The sequence below is a fragment of the Mixta tenebrionis genome, from assembly GCF_006517625.1.
GTDB classification, from domain to species: Bacteria; Pseudomonadota; Gammaproteobacteria; order Enterobacterales; family Enterobacteriaceae; genus Mixta; species Mixta tenebrionis.
The window spans coordinates 1-1,127 of record NZ_VHQI01000043.1; the positions used below are offsets into that span (position 1 = coordinate 1).

Sequence of the window (1,127 nt, forward strand, 5' to 3'; positions counted from 1 at the left end):
CAACAGCAGGTGGTGTTTATCTTTGATGAGTGTCACCGCAGCCAGTTTGGTGAGGCCCAGAAAAACCTCAAAAAGAAATTCAGACGCTTTTATCAGTTTGGTTTTACCGGTACGCCTATTTTCCCGGAAAACGCGTTGGGAGCAGAAACCACCGCCAGCGTATTCGGGCGTGAATTACATTCTTACGTAATTACTGATGCGATTCGTGATGAAAAAGTGCTGAAGTTTAAGGTGGACTATAACGATGTCCGCCCACAGTTTAAGTCTCTTGAAACGGAAACTGATGAGAAAAAACTCAGCGCGGCTGAAAACCACCAGGCCTTTCTGCATCCACTACGTATCCAGGAAATAACGCAATACATTATCAATAACTTCCGTCAGAAAACACACCGAACCTTCCCGGGAGCTAAGGGCTTTAACGCCATGTTAGCAGTTAGCAGCGTGGAAGCGGCAAAAGCTTATTACACGACGTTTAAAATGCTACAGGAAGAAGCAGAGAAGAAATCTGGCAGCTATAAACGCCTTCGGGTTGCAACCATCTTCTCCTTTGCTGCAAATGAAGAGCAAAGCGCCATTGGTGATATTACTGACGAAAGCTTTGATACCAGCGCAATGAACAGCAGCGCAAAGGAATTCCTGGATTCAGCCATTGATGACTATAACAACCACTTTAAAACCAATTTCAGTACCGACAGTAACGGCTTCCAGAACTACTACCGCGATTTAGCTCAACGAGTGAAAAATCAGGATATCGACCTTCTCATCGTGGTGGGAATGTTCTTAACCGGCTTTGATGCCCCGACGCTTAACACTCTTTTCGTTGACAAAAACCTCCGTTATCACGGCCTGATGCAGGCATTTTCCCGCACAAACCGTATCTATGATGCCACCAAAACCTTCGGCAATATCGTGACTTTCAGGGACCTGGAGCGTCCGACCATTGATGCCATCACACTTTTTGGCGACAAAAACACCAAGAATGTGGTACTGGAAAAAAGCTACGAAGAGTACATGCAGGGCTTTACCGATGCGGCAACCGGCGAGGCTAAACGAGGTTTTATGGCTGTTGTTTCGGAGCTGGAGCAGCGCTTCCCTGACCCTGCCAGTATCGACAGTGAAAAAGAGAA

At 46.6% G+C, this 1,127-nt stretch carries 1 protein-coding gene; it reads left to right on the top strand.

The features are described from left to right. Positions 1–1,127, top strand: a 1,127-nt coding sequence (locus tag FKM52_RS21425; protein ID WP_141178108.1) for an HsdR family type I site-specific deoxyribonuclease, incomplete at both ends; no start/stop codon positions are given.